Consider the following 19,924-nt stretch of genomic DNA (forward strand, 5'->3'; position numbering starts at 1 on the left):
ATATAATATTACCGGAGTTCAATATTGACAAGTCTTCTGTCGCTAGCAAATTAAAATGACCGATGCTTTTTACCAGAAGCTTGAAACAAGCGGAAAAAGTACCGATCAATGTCCTAATTGCTTATAATGCCCGACCAGAAATTTAAGCGAGGAGCAAACAGTAACTTCAGCAAATTGAGTAATATCAGGAAAATCTCTTCCAGGAAAGATGCGCGATATCTGCCTTCTTACAATGTTCCGGAAGCAGCTTTATATTTAAGGCTTCCAGAGTCCACTTTGCGTGCCTGGATTTGCAGACAAACTAACTTTGAACCTCTGATTGCCCCCGCTCAAGAAAAACCCTTGGCCCTGTCTTTCATCAACCTGGTTGAAGCGTATGTCCTGGCCTCAATACGCAGAGAATGCAGGCTCTCCATGAACAAGATCAGAAAAGGTCTCGATTTCATATCGCAAATCTACCCCTCCGACAATCCCCTAGCCGAAAAGGGTTTCGAGACGGATGGACTCTCCCCGTTCTTAAGGGAGTCGGGTCTCGTCTGTGGCATTTTCAAGGGAAGCGGGCAGACAGTATTGGAGAACACTGTTAAAGAATACATGCAGAGAATAGAAAGAGACTTGCGCGGTCTTCCCATAAGGCTCTATCCGTTTTCAGGAACCGAAAAACCAAACGAACCTAAATCAATCTTGATTGATCCCGAAATCTCATTCGGCCGCCCGATTCTCTCCGGCATAAGTATTCCAGTAGAAATTATCGTTGAACGCTACAAAGCCGGGGAATCCATGAGAGAACTTGCCGGGGACTATGAATGCAGCCAGAAAAAAATCGAGGAAGCTATCAGATGTCTATTATGGGAACAAGCCGCCTGAACCGGTTACCGAAATTTCGGCCTGCCAGCCTGACCTCTCCTGCCCCACGAGGAGAAAAAAGCCTATTCGCTTCAATCATCCAGAAGTAAACCGGCCATGTGTTTGAATTCCCGGGTGTTATCGGTCATCAGAATGGTTCCCTCTCCTGGCTCCCGCCCTGTTCGCGCTCATTCATGAAATCATCCGTAACACCCTCTCCCTCAAATCAGCTGTCCCATGCTTCTCCCGCCGGAGTGATCAGGCGGGAACGCCCCAGGCAGATAATATCGACTTCCTTTGCGGTATCCGGCAAGGAAACCGGCTTGGGAAGCCGCACCGCCTAGCTCTTGTTGTTCTTAAACACTTTTACCCTTTCCATCTCCGCTTCCAGACAGGAAGTCCTAACGCATACAGATGGTAGCAGGTCGCCGAGATATGTCGAGGGCGGATGACATTACTTGAGAACATTGTCTTCTATAAAAACGCGGGTGCATTTTTTGCAAAATCGCGGATATAGAAATAACAATACAGCGAGTTTCGGATCATGTCACATTCTTATTTCCGCTGGCAGCGGGACACCTTGAAAAAAGCCCTCGAAACGCGCCGCGTGCTGTTGCTCTGCGGAGCGCGCCAATGCGGCAAAACCACCCTTGCCAAGGAACTGGTTTCACGGCATATCGCCTACCGCACTCTAGATGATCCGGCCGTACGGCAGATTGCCGAAACCGACCCGCGAGGCTTCGTGAAGCATTCAGGAAGCACCCTCATCATCGACGAAGTCCAGCGTGCTCCCGACCTGCTTTCTGCAATCAAGATAAGGGTGGATGAAGATACGAGACCCGGACAATACCTGCTGACGGGTTCAGCCGACATACAGTCTTCCCCCAGAGTACGGGAATCCCTCGCCGGACGCATAAGAAAGGTACGGCTGCGTCCGCTCACCTATGGAGAGATTTTAGGAGCGTCTCCGGATTTCCTTGACCGGGCCTTCAGGCAGGATTTCGGGCATCCCGACCGCGCTTACGACCGTGACGCTATGCTGGACATCTCTTTTGGAGGTGGTTTTCCGGAAGCCATTATGCTTGGAGACACAGAGCGAAGATTATGGCATCGGGACTACGCGGACGCGCTTGTGGAACGCGACCTCAGGGATCTCGGGCGTATCCAGCGACGCGACGCCATGAGCGAACTGATACACACCCTGGCGGCATGGTCGGGCAAGTTCATGGACATTTCATCCATAGGCGCTGGACTTTCCATCGCGCGCTCCACGGTCGAGACATACATAAACGCCCTGGAAGCCTTGTACATTGTTGAACGCGTAAGGGCGTGGAAACGCACCGATTACGCGCGGGCGGGGCAACGCCCCAGGCTTTTTATGACTGACTCGGGACTTATGTCTTCGATTCTTGACTGGGACAGTCAGCAGGTCCGAATGGATGCGGACCGCTCGGGCAAGCTGATCGAAACCTTCATGTTCAACGAAATAGCCGCCCAAGTGGACGCCAATGCCGGAAGATACAGTCTCTTCCATTACCGTGACCGCGAAAAGCGCGAGATCGACTTCTTGATCGAAAGGGAGGACTGGGCGCTGCTCGGGATTGAGATCAAGGCGGGCTCGGCCATCGGAACGAACGATTTCAAAAACCTCAGCTGGTTTAAGAAAAACATCGCGCGCGACAGAAAATTTACTGGGATCGTACTCTATTCGGGAGAACTCACGGGGTCCATGGGTGACGGGCTGTGGGCTGTTCCTTTCGGAACAGTCTGGAACCGGCAGTAAGCCGGCCGGCTTCCGGGATATGTCAAGAGCATATACGCACTTTTTCTAAAAGCCTCCCCGAGAAAATTCAGAAATTGTGAAAAGTTGAAAAGACCGTTATCTCGAAGCGGGGCGAACTCCTCTCACGAACCGTGATATATCGAGAGAAAAGCGGTGTAGGTGAAACCGAATTGCATAAGCAGCAGAAAGGGAACCCAGATGAAAAATCCCATGTAGAGGACGTACGCCACCTGGAACGTGAAGAAAACCGAGAGAACGACCTCGAAAAAGGTGGTAACCCCTTTTGAGGAAACGTAAGCCGAGGTTCTCCACCGGTCCTTCCTGCCCACGACGGCGTACTTTGGCGTTCTCGCAAAACCCGACGTCCTGCCCAGAACCGCCTCAAGCACGGCCTTGGCGTTGTTAACCGCTATGCCCGCCCCGACGCTCAGCGCAACGGGTATGTACTTGTAGAACTCCCGCGCTCGGGTGCCGTGGGCCTCGCGGACCGCCAGTATGTAGAACCTTATTATGGCTAAGGTGCCGAGCGCCACCCCCGTGACGCTCGCTATGAAAAGGTCATTAAGCCAGATCCGCTCCCACAGGAAATTCATGGGTATTATGAGAATTATAGTGGCGAGCAGAAACAGATAGCTGAAATTGCCGAGGAGATGAAACACGCTCTCGGCCTTGACCTTAAACGGGATCCGGGAATCGCGAAGCACCGAGGGCAAAAGCTTCCCTGCCGTCTGGATCCCTCCCTTAACCCACCTGTGCTGCTGTATTTTAAAAGCGTTCATGTCAACGGGAAGCTCGGCGTCCGATATGACGTTAGGCAGGTAGACTGCCTTCCACCCGTTTATCTGCGCCCTGTAGCTTAGATCAAGATCCTCAGTCAGGGTGTCGTGCTGCCATCCTCCGCTCTGCTCTATGCACTTCTTGCGGATCACCCCGGCGGTGCCGTTGAAGTTAAGAAAAAGTCCGTTTCCATGCCGGGCGGCCTGCTCCACCACGAAATGTCCGTCAAGAAGCACCGACTGGGCCTTGGTCAGAAGCGAGTAGTCACGGTTAAGATGCCCCCACCTCGTTTGCACTATCCCGACCTCAGGGTCTTCGAAGCACGAAACGGTCTTTCGGAGAAAATCCCTGGGGGGAACAAAATCCGCGTCGAAAACCGCAAGAAGCTCCCCGCTTGCCTGCGCGCAGCCCGCGGCAAGCGCCCCCGCCTTGTACCCCTCGCGGTTCCCCCTCCGGATGTGCTTTATGTCGAAACCGGCAGCCCGGAGTTCATCGGTGCAGCGCGCCGCTATGCGGCTTGTGTCGTCCGTTGAGTCGTCAAGCACCTGCACTTCGAGCAGGTCCCTCGGGTAGTCGATCCCGCAGACCGCGCGGATGAGCCTTTCGGTCACGTACATCTCGTTATAGACGGGGAGCTGCACCGTGACGCGCGGAAGGGATCCCTGTCCCTGCGGGGCCGCGGCGCGGCGCGCCTTTGTCCTCGAGTAAAGATGCACCAGGTAGTAACGGTGAAGGCCGAATATGCAGAGAAAAACGGAGGAAATAATGTAAAGCAGGGTGCAGAAGTACTTTATAAACTCAAACAACTCTCAAAACCTCTTATGTAAAGACCCGGTCGTCCCTACGGCTTGAACTTGGCTATCCTCTCGGCTGCCTGCTCTATCCTCTGCGTGTCAAACGTCACCGACACCCTGGCGTATCCCTCGCCGCAGTCCCCGAAACCGTTTCCAGGAGTGACGACCACGCCGGCTTCGGTGAGCATTCTCTCCGAGAACTCTGAAGATGTCATCCCCTCGGGAACCTCGAACCACACGTAGAACGTGGCCTCGGGGACGGTGTACTCTATGCCCGCTTCCCGAAGGCCGCGGCAGAATATCTCGAGGCGCTCCCTGTAGACCTCCTTTCTCTCCTCAAGCCCGACGGAGCTGTTACGAAGCGCCGTTATGCCCGCCACCTGGACCGCCTGGAAAACTCCCGAGTCTATGTTCGTCTTTATCTTCCCGAGACCCGCTATGGCCCTCTCGTTCCCCGCGGCGAACGCCAGGCGCCACCCGGTCATGCTGAAGGTCTTTGAAAGCGAGTGAAACTCGATCCCCACGTCCACCGCCCCCGGTATCTCGAGGAAGCTCAGGGGATTTTTTCCGTAAAACGCTATCTCCGTGTAGGCAGCGTCGTGGCAGATGAGTATCTCGTTTTCCCGGGCGAAATCGACCACTTCCCTGAAGAACCCCTCGTTGGCAAGAACCGTAGTCGGATTGTTCGGATAGTTAAGAAACATCATGACGGCCCGCTTGGCCACATCCGCGGGAATGGCGTCAAGGTCCGGGAGAAAATCGTTTTCCTTAAGAAGCGGCATCGGGTAGGGAACCCCTCCGGCGAACGTGGTCGAAACCGGGTACACGGGGTATCCGGGATCCGGCACGAGCGCCACGTCCCCCGGGTCGACAAACGCTAAAGGCGCGTGGGCTACACCTTCCTTGGAGCCTATGAGGGTCACTACCTGCTTTGCGGGATCGAGGCTTACCCCGAACCGCTCTTCGTACCACTCGGCAGCCGCCTCCCGAAAAGACAGCATGCCCACGTAGGACGGGTAGCGGTGGTGCTCCGGATCCCCGGAGGCCTCGCGAAGCGACTCCACTATATGCTCCGGCGTCGGTATGTCCGGGTCGCCCACCCCGAGGTCGATCACGTCTGCCCCCTTCTCGATCAGCTCGTTTTTTTTCCTGTCGATCTCGGCGAAAAGGTATGGAGGAAGCTGCTCGATTCTCTCTGCCCACTTGATTTTCATTTGAAGTCCTCCCGAGGATAGATAGGTCCTGACAAGGCAACAAGGTTAACTTAACGGTGCCCGATGGGCAAGTGTGATTTTGTGAGGTGTGATTTTGTGAGGAAAATCTCCTGCGGGAAGCGTTAACCGCCCCTTAACGGGCACTTTACGCCGCTTTGACGAAGATCGGGGATAAGTAGCGCTCGGGGGCATGTTTAGGGAATTATGTATGTCAACTTAAATACATAATTCCCCATGTTTAACAACGCCCGCAAAAAAGATTAGAATTACATTGCGCGCGAGGAGAAAAGGTTTGAAGATACTCTACGCAATACAGGGAACCGGAAACGGCCACATAAGCCGCTCAAGAGACGTGATAGCCGAGCTTCGGAAGTCGGCCGAGGTCGACATTATGGTAAGCGAGCGCCAGCACGAAATAGATCTCGGGTTCGAGGTAAAGTACAACCTGCGGGGACTCGGGTTCGTTTTCGGGAAAAACGGCGGGATCGACTACTACGCCTCGATAAAGAAGGCCCGCTTCGACAAGCTGCTCGGAGACGTAAACGACCTTCCCGTGGCCGATTACGACATGGTGGTAAGCGACTTCGAGCCCATATCCTCCTGGGCGTGCCGCCTGAAGAAAAGGCCCTGCGTTTCGCTTTCCCACCAGACGTCGTTCGCGTCCCCCAAGACCCCGAGGCCCGAGAAGCCGAACAAGATAATGGAATTCATAATAAAGTGGTACGCCCCCGTGTGCATACCGCTCGGGCTTCATTTCCGCGAGTACGACAACTTCATAAAGACCCCCATAATAAGAAAGGAGCTTCGCCGCTACGAAGTGCGCCGAAACGGCCACTACACGGTCTATCTCCCGAGCTTTGACGAGCGCACCCTGATCAGGCATCTGAGCAAAATCGACGTGTGCTGGGAGCTTTTCTCAAAACACTACAAGGGAGAGCCCTACACAGAAGGAAACGTCACGGTGTACCCGGTAAGCTACGAGAAGTTCATAGAAAGCTTCACCGAAAGCGAGGGCATACTCACCAATGCCGGATTCGAGACACCTTCCGAGGCCCTTTTCCTAGGCAAGAAACTGCTCGCGGTGCCGATGAAGGGGCAGTACGAACAGGAATGCAACGCGGTGGCGCTTGAGCAGATGGGATTCGAGGTGCTCCACAAGGTGGGCAGCGATTTCGAGAGCGTCCTTGAGAGATGGGTATCCCTTCCCAGAGCGCAGCCCGAACCCTACAGAGACGTCGTTCCCGACATATCGGAAACCATACTCGCCCTTGCCGAGCGCTACGGGGGCGAAGAGGAGTTCAGACACCCGACCGGCTCCCCTATCGAAGACGCCGAGCGAAAGGGGCTCCTAGACCTTTTTCTCTGAGGATAAAACCGCGGCGGGGAAAATCAGGGAAGAAAGAACCAGAAGACCGCGATGCCGAGAACCAGCCCCGCCAGCGTCTGGGCCAAGCTGTGGCACCCGAGTCTCACCCTCGACCACGCGACCAGCAGGGCAAGAGGCGGGATAACGAAAACCAGGGCCTCGTGCGGATGGGCGAACACCACCGCCCCGAGCGCTCCGATTGCGGCACAGTGACCGCTTATCTTCCAGTAAAGCGAAACCAGTATCCAGAGGCCCGTAAGCGCAAGGCATAAGTAGCCGAGCGTGACCAAGGCGCCCGGGCCGCCGACGAAGCCGTAGAGAAGGAGCGACAATACCGAGTAGACGAAAATAACGCTGAGGGGCCTTATCCGCTCCTCCCTCACGCTTATATGGAAATCCGTCACCTTGCCCTGTCCCATGAGATAGAATATGTAGGCCGTCGGGGCAAGCACGAAAAGCAACAGGAAAAGAAAAGTCCAGAGAAACTTGGCGGAGTGATCAAGCGAGTAAGAGCAGAGAATCACCGCGTAGAAAACCACAAGCGCGGGGGAAAAAACGGTGGAGACGAGGTTCGCCGCGCCTACGACCCTGCCACCCTCGGCGGGACGCGGAAACGTAACCTTTTGAGCTATGTTGTCGTTGTTAATCATCTTTCCCTAAGCCCTGTATAAAATAAAAACCGCATGGAGCGCAAAAAACAAGAGATAAACCGAAGGTTTTTCGTTTTTTAATCACCCTTTTAAAAACCGTTAACACGGCCTTAAAGTTGCAGGGCGAAGAGGTTTCTAAAACCTGCGAATAATCTGTATAATACCCAACGGAATGACCGCAAAAGGGAAAAAATTCTTTCTTAGCGGCGCCACGGGGACGGCGACCGTCCTCTGCGCACTTGGAGCACTAGTATCAGGATACCTGCTTGTGGCTGACTTTGTGCTCGGGGGCGCGGAGCTTTGCCTTACGGGCAAAGGCTGCGACTTGGTAAGGGAGAGCCGGTACTCGAGCATCGGGGGCATCCCGGTCTCGCTGCTCGGAGTCCTGGGATACGCGGCTATGGCTGCCGTTTCCGTCTCGCGCCTCGGGCGGCGGACAAAGTGGAACCTTCTTTTCTGGCTATCGGCAGCGGCTGTCGGTTTTTCAGCTTACCTCACCTACCTTGAACTTTTCATAATAGAGGCGCTTTGCTCCTGGTGCGTGGCCTCGGCCGCAATCGCGGTAGCGGTGTTTCTGCTCGCAGCCTCCCAAACAACCGGCGGCGCCATAAAGTCCTTCGGCGGGGCGGCGGCGGTGTTCGTCTTGGTGTTTGCCGCATCCTACTCTATCCATTCCCCCGCCCCGCAGGAGAATCCTCCGTCCGCGTCTACCTTTTACCAGGTGAGCCTTGCGAAATACCTCTCGGAGCGCGGAGCAACCATGTACGGCTCATACAACTGCGGTCACTGTCAGAAGCAGAAGGAGCTTTTCGGAGGGGCTTTCGGCCACATAACCTACGTTGAGTGCAGCCGAAGCGGTCCCGACCCCAATCCCGCCCTCTGCGCGGGCAAGAACATAAAAAGCTACCCCACTTGGGAAATCGGCGGAGAGTTCCACGAGGGGGTAATAACTCTCGAGCAGCTCGGGAGGATCTCGGGTTATTCGGGCAAGTGAAAGTTCCCCTACAAGGCGCTGCGATCACTTGCCATTCCTCTTTGACAAGGGACTTTTATCAATTATCTTTATCTGAACGTTCCTATTACAACTGAGCCGCTATCGGGGCGGCATTGGGGTGAAGGGTGGAAAAAAGAAACGACGGGTTATCGTTTATAGTATGTTGCAATAAGTTCGGGTGGACCCGGTCTTGGGGCATAAGCAGGGGACGGTTCCAGTTCGTGCTGGGCGCCTTGGGAATTCTCGTGCTGGGCGCTCTTCTCTCCTTTTTCCTGTCATACAAGCTCTACGGGGAAGCACAAGATATCCGGGCGCAGAAGCAAGCCGAGATAGACGAACTGCTAAGCGCCGTTGAGACGATGTCGCATGACATAATCGTTGACAAGAAACTTGAGGACAAGTTCATAAAAAGGGTGTTGCGGCTTGAGAAAAAGCTTGCCTCAATAGAAAGAAGGCTCTCGACGAAGAAGAAGAGAAGAACTCCCCAGATTGGCGGGCGCGGGTTCCAGATAAGCGATATCGGGGATGATTACTTCGACGCGGTCGAGAGGGACATAAAGCGCCTAGACAAGGTGCTCGCGGTCATCCCCTTCGGAAGACCCGCTTCGGGAAGCATCTCTTCGCACTACGGCTACAGGCAATCTCCCTTCTCGGAGGCCAGGGAGTTCCACGGCGGAGTCGATTTCAGGGGAAAAACGGGAGACGAGGTAGTCACCACGGCTGACGGGGTGGTCGAGAAGGCCAAGTACGTAAAGGGCTACGGCAAGCACGTCATCATAAAGCACAAAAAGGGTTACAAGACTCTCTACGGACACCTCTCCAAGATAGAGGTCGCCAAGGGCCAGAAGGTCGAAGCGGGAGAGAAAATAGGGGAACTAGGATCGACGGGCCGCTCAACCGGGCCGCATCTTCACTACGAGATAATAAAATACGGAAAAAGGATCAACCCCAAAAAATACGTAAGATAGGGGAAAGCCTGTATGTATAACAATAACAGCAAGCGGAAGAACAAAAACAATAACTCTGGCGCCGTGGAAACGGTCTTGGGCGAAGGAGTGGTGTTCGAGGGAATCATCTCGTGCGAGGGATCGATGAAGGTCGAGGGGGAACTCAAGGGAGACATAAAAGTCGCCAACTCAATCGTGGTGGGTCCTAACGGTTCGGTGACCGGGGACATAAACGCCGGAGAGGTCATCATATTCGGGAAAGTAACCGGAAAAATAGATGCCGGGGCGCTCGAGATCAAAAGCACGGGAGCAATAACGGGAGAAGTCCTGACCGAGACGCTTATAACCGAAGCCGGGGGAGCCATGATGGCGAAGTGCGAAATGAAAAGCCCCGCACCGGAAGACGTAAAGGATAAAGGCCCGGCGCCCATTTCCTCCCAAACGGCGAAACCCTAATGGTGGTGGTGGCGGCTTGCCTCGGGGGGGTCGAGGACAGGCGCCGTAACCGATATCCGCGCGCCCGAGCGGAACTTCAATTCCAAAATCACGCTTTCTTTTATATCGCCCGAGAGCCCCTCTAGCATCACGTGATAGCCTCCCGGCGAAAGGGCGACTGATGTGCCCGCCGGAATCTCAATCGAAGCAACCTTCTTCATTGCCATCGAATCTTCCCTCATCTCAGTAACGTGAAGGGAGGACGAAGCGGAGCAACTGCAGCTCACTTCCAAAAGTTCGTCTCCCGCGACGGCGGGGTTCTCAATAACCATGTAGGCCGCGGTTACAGAAGCGCCCGGGGGATTTTGTCTTACCCACGGGTCCTTGACGGAAATCTCCCCCTTGCTCCAAGCCAGGGGAGCAACAAGAAAGAAAACAGCTAAAACGATCAGGGCTTTTTTAACGTTCATGAGCGCTTACAGGAGAAGGCGTTTTACGTCGCCTGCTATTTTCTCTGAATCAAGCTTTTCCTTGGGGTAGCGAAGCATCATCTCACCGCCGGGACCTATCAGGTAAACCGCAGGGGAATGAACTACCCCGTAGTCTGACTCCGAGGTCCCCTGCTCCTTTGAATAAAAGGTTCCGCAGGCGTCGTTTACCTGCTTTATAGACTGCTCTGGACCCGTGAGGCCCACTATGCGGTCGTGGAAAAACGGAACGTAGGTCCCGAGTTTGGCCACGGTGTCGCGCTCCGGGTCAACGGTTATGAAAAGCGCCACGGCCCCCTCGTCTCCCACAAGATCAAGCACCTCTCCCAGCATCCCCAGGGTGGTGGGACATACGTCCGGACAGTTCGTAAACCCGAAGTTAAGCAGTATGACTTTGCCCGAGTGGTCGGAGAGAGAAAACTCTCGGTTCTGGTGGTCGGTAAGGGAAAAATCAAAGGCGGGTCGGCGATACTCATCCCCGTGGAAGCTTCCCTTGTCCGTGCCGAGGAACCCAAGGACCGCAACCCACACGAGAGCAATCAGCGCCAAAGCGGTCAAAAGCCGGTAGTTCCGTTTCATTTCAAGTGACTCCGTAACAGGTTAGGGCAGAAAATATACACCAACTTTCCGATTAGACAAAAAAAGAGCGCCTCAGGGGGGCCGAGGCGCTCTTCCTAACAAATAAGGAGGATGAAGGATGAGTATTGATCAATGTTTCTAATCAACGTTATAAAATATACGTAATTCACTTAAACTGACAAGGGAAAATTAAAAAATTTTAAAACAGCAAAAAAAAGCGGGCAGGGCGCCCGTGCGCCGTGCCCGCTTCGTGTTTTCTGCAGGGTGCAGACGGCTTCTACATCATGCCGCCCATGCCCATCGGTCCGCCAGGAGGCATTGCACCAGCGCCGCCCCCATCCTCTTTCGTAACGTCGACTACCAGCGCCTCGGTGGTAAGCAGAAGACCCGCGACGCTTGCCGCGTTCTGCATGGCCGTCCTGGTCACCTTCGCGGGATCGAGAATACCGGCCTTTATGAGGTCCGTGTACTCAAGCTTCGCGGCGTCAAAGCCGTGTGAGCCCTTCTGGTTTACTACCTTCTCTACCACTATGGAACCGTCCCATCCGGCGTTAGAGGCTATTCCCCGAAGGGGCTCCTCAAGCGCTCTCTTCACGATGTTGACTCCCGCCTGCTCCTCGGGGTCAGCACCGTCGTACTTATTGACCGCGGCGATGGCCCTTATGAAGGCCACGCCTCCGCCTGGAACTATTCCTTCCTCGACGGCGGCCCGGGTAGCGTTAAGGGCGTCCTCAACCCTGTCCTTTTTCTCTTTCATCTCGGTCTCGGTAGCGGCCCCTACCCTGATCACGGCCACGCCTCCGGCGAGCTTGGCGAGGCGCTCCTGGAGCTTCTCGCGGTCATACTCGCCGCTTGCTATCCCTATCTGGCTCTTGATCTGGTTTATGCGGCCCTCTATTGACGCCCTAGTGCCGGAACCTCCGACGACCGTGGTGTCGTCGCGGTCTATGACGACTCTCTTCGCCTGTCCGAGATCGGTTATCTTGGCGCTCTCAAGTTTCATGCCGGCCTCTTCTGATATCACCTGTCCGCCCGTTAAAACGGCTATGTCCTCGATCATGGCCTTTCTGCGGTCCCCGAATCCCGGGGCCTTTATGGCCGCGACCTTGAGCGTTCCCCTGATTTTGTTAACAACCAGAGTCGCAAGGGCCTCTCCCTCAACGTCCTCTGCGATTATCAAAAGGGGCTTGGTGCTTCTCGCCACTTCCTCAAGAAGCGGGAGAAGGTCCTTCATGTTGGCTATTTTCTTGTCAAAAAGCAGGATGAGCGGATCATCAAGCTCAACCGTCATCTTCTCGGGCTCGGTTACGAAGTAGGGGCTGAGATACCCTCTGTCAAACTGCATTCCCTCAACCACGTCAAGCTCGGTGTCAAGGCTCCTTCCCTCTTCAACGGTTATGACCCCGTCCTTTCCCACCTTCTCCATGGCGTCGGCTATGATGCTTCCGACGTTCTGGTCCCCGTTTGCGGAAACCGTGGCCACCTGGGCTATCTCCGTGCGTCCCTTTACCTGCTTGCTTGATTTCCTTATGCTCGCGGTAACAACCTCGACCGACTGGTCTATTCCCCTTTTAAGCTTCATGGGGTCGTGTCCCGCGGCGACGAGCTTTATGCCCTCGCGGTATATCGCCTGGGCAAGTATGGTGGCTGTCGTGGTGCCGTCTCCGGCTACGTCGCTTGTTTTCGAAGCGACTTCCTTTACCATCTGGGCTCCCATGTTCTCGAACTTGTCCTCAATCTCTATTTCCTTGGCCACGGAAACCCCGTCCTTGGTCACGACCGGAGCTCCGAACGTTTTCTCTATCAGCACGTTGCGTCCCCTTGGACCCAGCGTTGCCTTTACCGCGGCCGCGAGCTTGTTAACGCCCTCGAGAATCTTCTCTCTGGCCTCAGTGTCAAATAACAGATCTTTCGCCATTTTATTGCTTCCTCCTTTGTTAGTCTTCTATTACCCCGAGTATCTCGTGTTCGGGGATAATCAGGTAGTCCTCGCCGCCGAGCGTAACTTCGCTTCCGCCGTATTTTCCGAATATGACCCTGTCGCCGGGCTTTACGTCAAGCGGAAGAATCTCTCCGTTTTCAATAGGCCTTCCCTTCCCCACGGCAACAACCTCTGCCTGCTGGGGTTTCTCAGCCGCGGTGTCGGGGATTATGATTCCCCCTTCCGTCGTCTCAGACACATCGAGACGCTTTATCAAGACCTTGTCATATAGCGGTCTTATCTCCATCTCTAATACCTCCTTTTTAACTTTTTAAAGCTGGACTGGCACTTGCACCTTCCAAGTGCCAACTATAAAGTAAGCACGTTTTTGCGGGTGTCAAGGGATGGAAGGGAAAAAACAGGGACAGAAAGCGGCTTGCGGGAGAGTTAAAAAGTTTGAGGCCGTCAGCGGACGAGCCGGGACGACCTCGTTACTCCTTCTACGCATGGCAGATGAGATGGCACAATAATACCGTCTGCAGAATCGAATGTCGAGCATCATTTTCCAGCAAAGTGCAATTGCTGCGAGCTAATTCCCCCATTTGTCCCGGAAGAGTTCACCGGGTAGGACCGGAAACGGTCCGCCGCTTTGTGGGACTGGAATTGCCGAGTCGTCCCCGGTCTTTCTCCGCAACCGCCTCTTCCATCAAGAAGTCGAGCTTTCCGGATGACAAGTCCTTTTCGATTTCCTCTTCCCACTGTTTCCAGTCCTTCTCGGAGAACCACTCGCGCAGATGGATGTAATCCTCTTTGGAAAGAGCCGAGATGGCGGATTTTATTTCTTCTACCGTTGACATAACAACAAACCGTCCTGCTGCTCAGGTAATGTTAACTGGATAGTAAATATTTCGATTCAATCCGTAAAGAGCGTTAGAGGTCGCCTTGATATTTTTCTTCAGTCGCCGTAGGTAAACATTTCCCGTAACACCCCTGCCACCTCCCGCGCGCGCGTGTCCGGCAGGACACCCAGCCGTCTGACTAGGCGAGACTTGTCCACGGTCCTTATCTGATCGAGTACCACTTGGCCTTTTTTCCGCTGAAAGGTGACATTTACGCGACTGGGGTAATCCCGTTGCGTCGACGTCATAGGCGCTATTATGACCGTGTTAATGTACCGGTTCATCTCATCCGGCGAGATCACTACGCATGGCCGCATCTTCCGGATTTCCGATCCCTGTGCGGGATCCAGGTTGACCAGATATATATCATATCGCCGAACTTGCTTTACCATGTCCAGTCCTCGGCATCAAAGTCGTTTTCAAGCGCATCGGGAACCAGCGACACATCGTCACCGACGGCCACCATTTTTTCAAAAGCCGCACTCCAACCCTCGCGCACGCTCCGCACAGGCGCAAGCACGATGACTCCGTTCTCAACACGCATCTCCAACTCGTCGCCGAGGCCGCACTGCTTGATAACCGACGAAGGGATACGAATTCCCTTCGAGTTACCAATAGATATCAGATTAATCTTCATGTGTTTGCCTCTTTGTATAATTACATTGTAATCACTAGACAGGCAGATTTCAAGGACAGTGGTATAGAAGTGATCAGCTTGTAAAGAGCGTTGCCCGTATATCTCTAGATTGAGAGCTTTTATTTTTTCGCCTTCTCAGAAAGCTCGATCAGTTTCTCTAGCGCTTCCATGGGAGTCATGTTCATGGGATCAAGGGTTGCAAGATCATCCGTGAGAAGCTCTTCCTTCCTAAACGCGGCCTCGGATTCTCCGTCCCCTTCAGTATCGAAAAGAAGAAGCTGCCCGCCTAGCATCGACTGGGAAAGCCCGGCCTTGAATTTCTCAAGGGAAAAAAGAACCTTCCTCGCGGAATTAAGAACCTTCGCGGGAACCCCGGCAAGGCGAGCCACCTGTATTCCGTAGCTGTGGCTTGTGGCTCCCGGGACAAGCTTGCGGAGAAACAGTATCTCCCCTCCCTCCTCCTTTACCGCTACGTTGGAGTTGGTGATCCCGGGCTTTACGTCCGCCAGGTTCGACAGCTCGTGGTAGTGGGTGGCAAAAAGAGTAAGGGGCCCCAAGTCGTAGAGATACTCTGAAACCGCCCACGCTATGCTCATCCCGTCAAAGGTGCTCGTGCCCCGCCCGATCTCATCAAGTATGACGAGGCTCCTCGGGGTGGCGTTTTGCAGTATGTGCGCAGTCTCAACCATCTCGACCATGAAAGTTGAGCGTCCCGCAGTGAGATTATCAGACGCCCCCACCCTTGAAAAAATACGGTCGACTATCCCGAGCCTTGCCGTCCGGGCCGGAACGAAGCTTCCCATCTGGGCCATCAGCGATATGAGAGCCACCTGCCTTATGAGAGTCGACTTGCCGGACATGTTGGGCCCCGTGATGATCATGAAGCGCTTGTCCTCTGAATCGAGGGTGACGTCGTTCGGAACGAACCCCCTCTCAAGGCCCATCCTCTCGACCACAGGGTGGCGGGAGTCTTTGAGTTCGATTGCGGGGCGCGGGACAAATTCCGGCCTGCAGTAACCGTAGCGCGACGCAATCTCTCCCATGGAGCAGAAAACGTCTGTCTCCGCGACCACGGCCGCCGTGGCCTTTACGCGCGGGGCCTCGACGGCCGCCTGCTTTCGCACCTCCTCGAAAAGCGAGGCCTCAAGCTCGGCTATACGCTCCGCCGCGGTGAGTATCTGCTCTTCGTATTCCTTAAGTTCGGGGGAGATGAAGCGTTCGCTTCCCGAAAGGGTCTGTCTTCTTGAGTAATCCTCGGGTACCGAAGAAAGCTTGGAGTTTGTAACCTCGATGTAGTAGCCGAATACCCTGTTGTACCCGATCTTTAGGTTGGCTATCCCCGTTCTCTCCCTCTCCCGCCCCTCAAGCTCGGATATCCATTTCCGCCCGTCGCCCTGGATCTTGCGCAGCCGGTCAAGCTCGGGGGAGAATCCTTCCCTTATAACCCCTCCCTCCCGCGCGGAAACTGGCGGCGCCTCAACAAGGGCGCCCTCCAAGTAACCGCGGAGGTCTCGGAAGTCATCCATCCTCCCGCAAAGCGACGCAAGGGTTTCTGAACTAAAATCCAACATAGCGTCGCGGAGTTTTTCTATGTAAAACGAGGAATCCCGAAGCGATGCAAGATCCCTGGGTCTTGCGGAAGGGGTCTCGATCCTGTGGATCAGCCTCTCAAGATCCCCGACTTTCCCGAGCGCCGCCACGAGATCTTTTCTCGCGGAAAGGTTTTCAAGCAATTCCCCCGCGGCTTCCTGCCTTTTCTCTATCTCTTCTGCGTCAAGCAGGGGGTAGCTCATCCAGCGGTGAAGTAGCCTCGCTCCCATTGGAGAGCGGGTCTCGTCCATTACGCCGAGCAGCGAGTGCTTAAGGGATCCTTCAATTGAACTTCGAAGCTCGAGGTTCCTCGCGGTCCACTCGTCTATTTTCATGTAGTCGACCGTGTCGTAGTACTTGGGGAACTCTACCTCCGGCATGAAGTCCTTCTGCGTTTCCCGGAGGTAATCGAAAAGCACCCCACAGGCACGGACACATCCAAGCTCTTTTTCGATCTCAAAGGCTTCGAGAGTAAGAACCGAGAAACCATCAGTGAGAATTTCCCTGCATCTCTCGAATTCCCACTTCCAGGAATCAACCTTCGTTACGAGCGTACAGGGATTTGCGTCAAGCAGGGGTTTAAGCCAAGGAGGTTCCGCGTCGGAATCCGGGACCAGAATTTCCCTTGGGTCGATACTGGCAATTTCCGAGATAAGGTCTTCAGGCGAGCGGAAAAAGGATGTCCTGAACTCCCCTGTCGAGATGTCGCAGAAGGAAAGCCCGAAGCCGTCTTTTTCCTCGGCCACGCACGCGAGGAAATTGTTGCTTTTCGATTCGAGGTTCTCCGAGTCAAGAACTGCTCCGGGAGTAAGAACCCTGACGACCTTTCTGTCCACGAGCCCTTTTGTTTTCTTCTGGTCACTTACCTGTTCGCAGACCGCCACCTTCTTTCCGCTTGCGAGAAGCTTCGATATGTGGGGCTCGGCACTGTGGAAGGGAACGCCGCAGAGGGGCACCGGGTTTTTCTTCGAACGGTCCCTTGAGGTGAGCGCTATTCCGAGTATTTCCGACGCGGTTTTCGCGTCGTCGTAGAACATTTCGTAGAAATCCCCGAGCCTGAAAAAAAGTATTGCGTCCGGATACTCCTTCTTTACGCTTAGATACTGACTCATAAGAGGGGTCTGTAAACTCATGCAAGTACTATTATACAGAATTTAACGGTGCGGCGGAAACGGCGAAAGGGGGCATAACGGTGCGAGACGACGCCATTGTCCAAAGCTTTTAAAGATTGGTACGGTTTAAGAACATGCGCAGGGAAGGGCCTGATCGGATATAATTGCGTAAAAGTTTATTTCAAATACCGGTAGCCGATACCTCCATCGTCCTCATCCGCACGACATCGTCACGGCAACACACGGCAGACGTAGAGGTAGATGAAACCTGCGTCAGGAGAAATACCACAACATGCACACTTAAAAGAAGCTCGCGTGTCAGGAGCCGGAGCGCAGGACAAGACCCCTGTTGTGGCAATTAAGGAAAGAGAGAGAAAGAAGGTTAGGGCGAAGGTTGCCGAAGCGGTTTCAAGTATCACGCTTCGGAGAATGGTGCAAGAAACCGTACCCGAAGGCACCACAGTTTACACGGATCAGAACTACGGGTACAAAGGGCTCGCGAAAAAGAACTGCAGGCACGAGGCGTAAACCACTCAGCCGGAGAATACATAAAAGGACAGAATCACACCACACGCAAGGCATAGAGTCCTTTTGGTTTATGCTCAAAAGAGGGCTCGCTGGAGTTTACCGCAAGATGAGCAAAAAGCGCCTTCAATGCTATATAGATGAGTATGCGGGAAGGCACAACATCCGCCCGCTCGCCTCTATCGAGCAGATAGATGCCGTTATTGAGGCAATGAACGGGAAAAGACTCAAGTACAAAGACCTGATTCAATGGAAGGGTCGGCATGGTGGAACATATTCAGCCGGGACTTGCGGAAAACCGGCACCGATCCTCTGATAATAACAGGGAGGAGAACAAAAAGAGGGGCCGGGCGATGATACCAACCTTACTCGAAGAGAAAAAAAAGGGGGCCATTTCCAAAGGAGAGCGGAAACTCGCCTACCCGAAGTGTTAACAAACCGGCACACTAAAAAGCGCGGCAACCGGGGTTACCGGAAACCGCGCTTAAAAACAAAAAAACAAGTTAGCTCCGTCGCCTCCCCTCAGTCGCAGTTGAAGTTTACATCCTGGGTCAGCCGGACAAGATTCCCACCGGCAGTCATGGTGACAATGTCAGTAGTATTAGCCGAGTCATCCGGGTCCACCACCTGAAGCACGCCGCCTGCTGTTACATTTAGCTTCTCATCGCCCATGAAGCCCTTCAGACATATCGTGTCGCCAGCCGCAAACGCGGAGATCGTATCTCCGGCGTCTCCTTTACTGATAATATATTGGTCATTGCCCGCGCCGCCGCTAAGCGTGTCGTCTCCGGCTCCGCCGTCAAGCGTATCATTGCCTGCGTTGCCGTTAAGCGTATCGTCTCCGGCTCCGCCGTCAAGCGTGTCGTTCCCAGGACCGCCGTTAAGCGTGTCGTTCCCAGGACCGCCATTAAGCGTGTCGTCACCGCCCATCTCCGCGGTGGTGGGATCTGCTTCTCCGTTAAGCGTATCGCCTCCGGCTCCGCCTGTAAGAATGTTGGCCCGGACATCACCAGTAAGTGTGTCACCTCCGAAGCCTCCGGTAACGTTCTCAATGGTGCTCTCTAGTTTTGGTTCATCTTCCGTCCCTCGATCCACAAGCACGATTCTGTCGGTAGCAGCAGGGCCACTAACCGCAACATGAGCAATGACATCGTCGGTGGCGTCGTCCGGGGTATCGGTTCCCACGGCTGCAACAATAGTAGCAAGATTAACGGTCACCGCAGCACTTTCGCCCTCGTAGCTTATGGTGTCGCTTCCTTCGCCCCCGTCGACCGTATCAATGCCGTCCACTTCTGGGGCGGTGCCGTCGGCCACATTCGCTGCACCGCCTTCCGCAGGACGGTTGGGAATAATCGTGTCGTCACCCCCATGGCCGTTAATCGTATCAGCTTGATCAAGACCTTTAAGCACGTTCGCATTGTCGTCGCCGTTTATTATGTCTTCTCCCAACAGGCTGCCCTTGACGTTCTCAATATTCACCAAGGTATCCATACCTATTCCGCTATCTCCCATCTCTACAAGCTCGTCTACATCTTCAGGGTCGGAGTGCCGAATTCTGGCTACACCGTCGCCTAGGTTGACCACTACTCTCATAGCATCCATGTAAATCGCAATGTCGGTGCCGTCACCCCCGTCAAGCGTATTGTCGCCGCTGCCGCCAACAAGCTCATCATCACCGGCCCCTCCGTAGAGTTTGTCGTTACCTTGGTTCCCGTAGAGCATATCGTTACCACCCATGCCCTTAATGGAGTCGTGGCCTTCCTGGCCATGGATACAATCACCCATGTCGGTACCAGCTATCATTCCGTTGCGGTCACCATCCTCATAACAATTATCTTTTCCTACCTCATAACCCGGCCCTATCTCGTCATAAACAGGTTCTGGCTCTGGGCACATGTCGGAATCCTCAACTGTGGATCCATCTTGACACACATACTGAGTTTCCGTCTCTGGGCACATGTCGGAATCCTCAACTGTGGATCCATCTTGACACACATACTGAGTTTCCGTCACAGTTTCCGTGTCCGTGCAGGCGGAAAAAGCCAATGACCCCACCAGCAAAAACATTATTGCAAAAAAGTTACGTAATTTCATAATGAAAAATCCTCCTTATGAATTGTTTCCAAATTTTATTCGCAGTCTCAAGATCATCTATCACCGTTAACTGATTCTACACGGAAACACACTGAAGTGTCAACATTTTTTTTAAGCCTCATTTAAATAGCACCATTTCGGAAAATCAATATGGGAAACCACAAAAAAACCCACTATTCCAAAAGGATAACACCAACAAAACTCAAATTCCAATTCCTTAATGGGGGGGGGGGGGGGGGGGGGGGGGGGGGGGGGGGGGGGGGGGGGGGGGGG

At 54.1% G+C, this 19,924-nt stretch carries 20 protein-coding genes and 1 pseudogene; 8 read left to right on the top strand and 13 right to left on the bottom strand.

Annotated features, from left to right (window positions below):
- The first annotated feature begins 126 nt into the window (after positions 1 to 126).
- Positions 127 to 867, top strand: coding sequence for a DUF433 domain-containing protein (locus tag F4Z13_05350; protein ID MXZ48662.1), 741 nt, complete (start codon positions 127 to 129; stop codon positions 865 to 867).
- A 127-nt stretch (positions 868 to 994) separates the two neighbouring features.
- Here the strand turns inward: F4Z13_05350 and F4Z13_05355 are convergent.
- Positions 995 to 1,225, bottom strand: a pseudogene (locus F4Z13_05355) (antitoxin).
- A 165-nt stretch (positions 1,226 to 1,390) separates the two neighbouring features.
- On the opposite strand from F4Z13_05355, the gene F4Z13_05360 reads away from it, so the two are divergent.
- Positions 1,391 to 2,629 carry an ATP-binding protein gene (locus F4Z13_05360; protein MXZ48663.1) on the top strand — a complete coding sequence of 413 codons (1,239 nt, stop codon included), beginning with the start codon at positions 1,391 to 1,393 and terminating at the stop codon, positions 2,627 to 2,629.
- Between the two features lie 122 nt (positions 2,630 to 2,751).
- On the opposite strand, the gene F4Z13_05365 is transcribed toward F4Z13_05360, so the two are convergent.
- A complete protein-coding gene (locus F4Z13_05365; GenBank protein MXZ48664.1) occupies positions 2,752 to 4,212 on the bottom strand; it encodes a glycosyltransferase in 1,461 nt (486 codons plus the stop codon).
- 35 nt (positions 4,213 to 4,247) lie between these two features.
- A complete protein-coding gene (locus F4Z13_05370) occupies positions 4,248 to 5,414 on the bottom strand; it encodes an LL-diaminopimelate aminotransferase (protein ID MXZ48665.1) in 1,167 nt (388 codons plus the stop codon).
- Positions 5,415 to 5,634: 220 nt separating this feature from the next.
- Between F4Z13_05370 and F4Z13_05375 the strand changes: the two genes are divergently transcribed.
- On the top strand, positions 5,635 to 6,780 hold the full coding sequence (locus F4Z13_05375; GenBank protein MXZ48666.1) for a glycosyl transferase: 1,146 nt from the start codon (positions 5,635 to 5,637) through the stop codon (positions 6,778 to 6,780).
- A 23-nt stretch (positions 6,781 to 6,803) separates the two neighbouring features.
- Here F4Z13_05375 and F4Z13_05380 read toward each other — a convergent pair whose 3' ends face one another.
- Positions 6,804 to 7,430 (bottom strand): phosphatase PAP2 family protein, encoded by a 627-nt coding sequence (locus F4Z13_05380; protein MXZ48667.1) that lies wholly within the window; start codon positions 7,428 to 7,430, stop codon positions 6,804 to 6,806.
- A gap of 172 nt (positions 7,431 to 7,602) precedes the next feature.
- Between F4Z13_05380 and F4Z13_05385 the strand changes: the two genes are divergently transcribed.
- The 3 genes from F4Z13_05385 (at position 7,603) to F4Z13_05395 (ending at position 9,827) form a co-directional block, all read left to right on the top strand.
- Positions 7,603 to 8,424 carry a vitamin K epoxide reductase family protein gene (locus F4Z13_05385; protein MXZ48668.1) on the top strand — a complete coding sequence of 274 codons (822 nt, stop codon included), beginning with the start codon at positions 7,603 to 7,605 and terminating at the stop codon, positions 8,422 to 8,424.
- 125 nt (positions 8,425 to 8,549) lie between these two features.
- Positions 8,550 to 9,392: a M23 family metallopeptidase gene (locus F4Z13_05390; protein ID MXZ48669.1), complete on the top strand. Its 843-nt coding sequence runs from the start codon at positions 8,550 to 8,552 to the stop codon at positions 9,390 to 9,392.
- A 12-nt stretch (positions 9,393 to 9,404) separates the two neighbouring features.
- Positions 9,405 to 9,827: a polymer-forming cytoskeletal protein gene (locus F4Z13_05395; protein ID MXZ48670.1), complete on the top strand. Its 423-nt coding sequence runs from the start codon at positions 9,405 to 9,407 to the stop codon at positions 9,825 to 9,827.
- On the opposite strand, the gene F4Z13_05400 is transcribed toward F4Z13_05395, so the two are convergent.
- The 8 genes from F4Z13_05400 to mutS all read right to left on the bottom strand — a co-directional run bounded on the left by F4Z13_05400 (position 9,824) and on the right by mutS (position 17,053).
- Positions 9,824 to 10,276: a copper chaperone PCu(A)C gene (locus tag F4Z13_05400; GenBank protein MXZ48671.1), complete on the bottom strand. Its 453-nt coding sequence runs from the start codon at positions 10,274 to 10,276 to the stop codon at positions 9,824 to 9,826. The genes F4Z13_05395 and F4Z13_05400 overlap by 4 nt on opposite strands.
- Before the next feature lie 6 nt (positions 10,277 to 10,282).
- On the bottom strand, positions 10,283 to 10,873 hold the full coding sequence (locus F4Z13_05405) for an SCO family protein (GenBank protein ID MXZ48672.1): 591 nt from the start codon (positions 10,871 to 10,873) through the stop codon (positions 10,283 to 10,285).
- 277 nt (positions 10,874 to 11,150) lie between these two features.
- On the bottom strand, positions 11,151 to 12,791 hold the full coding sequence (gene groL, locus F4Z13_05410) for a chaperonin GroEL (protein MXZ48673.1): 1,641 nt from the start codon (positions 12,789 to 12,791) through the stop codon (positions 11,151 to 11,153).
- A gap of 19 nt (positions 12,792 to 12,810) precedes the next feature.
- Positions 12,811 to 13,101: a co-chaperone GroES gene (locus F4Z13_05415; protein ID MXZ48674.1), complete on the bottom strand. Its 291-nt coding sequence runs from the start codon at positions 13,099 to 13,101 to the stop codon at positions 12,811 to 12,813.
- A 310-nt stretch (positions 13,102 to 13,411) separates the two neighbouring features.
- Entirely contained in the window at positions 13,412 to 13,651 is a 240-nt protein-coding gene (locus F4Z13_05420) for a hypothetical protein (protein MXZ48675.1), read from the bottom strand.
- 98 nt (positions 13,652 to 13,749) lie between these two features.
- Positions 13,750 to 14,085 carry a type II toxin-antitoxin system PemK/MazF family toxin gene (locus F4Z13_05425; GenBank protein MXZ48676.1) on the bottom strand — a complete coding sequence of 112 codons (336 nt, stop codon included), beginning with the start codon at positions 14,083 to 14,085 and terminating at the stop codon, positions 13,750 to 13,752.
- Complete coding sequence (locus F4Z13_05430) at positions 14,079 to 14,330, bottom strand: AbrB/MazE/SpoVT family DNA-binding domain-containing protein (protein ID MXZ48677.1); 252 nt, start codon at positions 14,328 to 14,330, stop codon at positions 14,079 to 14,081. Before F4Z13_05430 ends, F4Z13_05425 begins: the two co-directional genes overlap by 7 nt.
- 119 nt (positions 14,331 to 14,449) lie before the next feature.
- Positions 14,450 to 17,053 carry a DNA mismatch repair protein MutS gene (gene mutS, locus F4Z13_05435; protein ID MXZ48678.1) on the bottom strand — a complete coding sequence of 868 codons (2,604 nt, stop codon included), beginning with the start codon at positions 17,051 to 17,053 and terminating at the stop codon, positions 14,450 to 14,452.
- Between the two features lie 240 nt (positions 17,054 to 17,293).
- On the opposite strand from mutS, the gene F4Z13_05440 reads away from it, so the two are divergent.
- Entirely contained in the window at positions 17,294 to 17,560 is a 267-nt protein-coding gene (locus F4Z13_05440) for a transposase (GenBank protein ID MXZ48679.1), read from the top strand.
- The gene (locus F4Z13_05445) at positions 17,427 to 17,873 is read left to right on the top strand and encodes a transposase (protein MXZ48680.1); all 447 of its coding nucleotides are present in this window, start codon (positions 17,427 to 17,429) and stop codon (positions 17,871 to 17,873) included. Before F4Z13_05440 ends, F4Z13_05445 begins: the two co-directional genes overlap by 134 nt.
- A gap of 206 nt (positions 17,874 to 18,079) precedes the next feature.
- On the opposite strand, the gene F4Z13_05450 is transcribed toward F4Z13_05445, so the two are convergent.
- Positions 18,080 to 19,651, bottom strand: coding sequence for a calcium-binding protein (locus F4Z13_05450; protein ID MXZ48681.1), 1,572 nt, complete (start codon positions 19,649 to 19,651; stop codon positions 18,080 to 18,082).
- Positions 19,652 to 19,924: the final 273 nt, after the last annotated feature.

Source organism: Candidatus Dadabacteria bacterium, from assembly GCA_009837205.1.
Lineage (GTDB): Bacteria > Desulfobacterota_D > UBA1144 > Nemesobacterales > Nemesobacteraceae > Nemesobacter.

Coding starts and splice junctions, on each gene's coding strand:
- groL (MXZ48673.1), bottom strand. CDS start 12,791: ATGGCGAAAGATCTGTTATTTGACACTGAGGCCAGAGAGAAGATTCTC.
- F4Z13_05350 (MXZ48662.1), top strand. CDS start 127: ATGCCCGACCAGAAATTTAAGCGAGGAGCAAACAGTAACTTCAGCAAA.
- F4Z13_05415 (MXZ48674.1), bottom strand. CDS start 13,101: ATGGAGATAAGACCGCTATATGACAAGGTCTTGATAAAGCGTCTCGAT.
- F4Z13_05425 (MXZ48676.1), bottom strand. CDS start 14,085: ATGGTAAAGCAAGTTCGGCGATATGATATATATCTGGTCAACCTGGAT.
- F4Z13_05405 (MXZ48672.1), bottom strand. CDS start 10,873: ATGAAACGGAACTACCGGCTTTTGACCGCTTTGGCGCTGATTGCTCTC.
- F4Z13_05400 (MXZ48671.1), bottom strand. CDS start 10,276: ATGAACGTTAAAAAAGCCCTGATCGTTTTAGCTGTTTTCTTTCTTGTT.
- F4Z13_05370 (MXZ48665.1), bottom strand. CDS start 5,414: ATGAAAATCAAGTGGGCAGAGAGAATCGAGCAGCTTCCTCCATACCTT.
- F4Z13_05395 (MXZ48670.1), top strand. CDS start 9,405: ATGTATAACAATAACAGCAAGCGGAAGAACAAAAACAATAACTCTGGC.
- F4Z13_05440 (MXZ48679.1), top strand. CDS start 17,294: ATGAAACCTGCGTCAGGAGAAATACCACAACATGCACACTTAAAAGAA.
- F4Z13_05450 (MXZ48681.1), bottom strand. CDS start 19,651: ATGAAATTACGTAACTTTTTTGCAATAATGTTTTTGCTGGTGGGGTCA.
- F4Z13_05420 (MXZ48675.1), bottom strand. CDS start 13,651: ATGTCAACGGTAGAAGAAATAAAATCCGCCATCTCGGCTCTTTCCAAA.
- F4Z13_05430 (MXZ48677.1), bottom strand. CDS start 14,330: ATGAAGATTAATCTGATATCTATTGGTAACTCGAAGGGAATTCGTATC.
- F4Z13_05380 (MXZ48667.1), bottom strand. CDS start 7,430: ATGATTAACAACGACAACATAGCTCAAAAGGTTACGTTTCCGCGTCCC.
- F4Z13_05360 (MXZ48663.1), top strand. CDS start 1,391: ATGTCACATTCTTATTTCCGCTGGCAGCGGGACACCTTGAAAAAAGCC.
- mutS (MXZ48678.1), bottom strand. CDS start 17,053: ATGAGTTTACAGACCCCTCTTATGAGTCAGTATCTAAGCGTAAAGAAG.
- F4Z13_05385 (MXZ48668.1), top strand. CDS start 7,603: ATGACCGCAAAAGGGAAAAAATTCTTTCTTAGCGGCGCCACGGGGACG.